1 protein-coding gene is annotated in these 286 nt (G+C 70.3%); it reads left to right on the top strand.

The features are described 5' to 3' along the window. Nucleotides 1–286, top strand: a 286-nt coding sequence (locus SB751_RS29635) for an FUSC family protein (protein WP_410748976.1), incomplete at both ends; no start/stop codon positions are given.

The following is a 286-nucleotide window of genomic DNA, read 5'->3' as shown; positions in this document are numbered from 1 at the left end:
GCCGCTCAACGAGCGGCTGACCGAAGGCTGCGTGATGGCCGTGCAAGCCGTTGCGGGCGCCAGTCTCGCCTTCGCGATCGGCCGCGCGCTGCACACCGAGCAGGCCGTGTGGGCCGCCATTACGGCGATCGCCGTCACGCAGCACAACTACTCGGACACGATGTCGCTGTCGCGCGACCAGTTCATCGGCGCGATGATCGGTGGCCTGACGGGCTTCGCGGGCGCCGCGCTCGGCGGCGACCGGCTGCTCGCGTATGCGATCACGGTCGCCGTTGCGATCGTCGTG

The organism is Cupriavidus sp. SIMBA_020 (assembly GCF_046535395.1).
In the GTDB taxonomy this organism is placed as follows: domain Bacteria; phylum Pseudomonadota; class Gammaproteobacteria; order Burkholderiales; family Burkholderiaceae; genus Cupriavidus; species Cupriavidus campinensis.
Note: the sequence above shows the minus strand (reverse complement) of the source record. Positions and strands in the feature narration are given on the sequence as shown.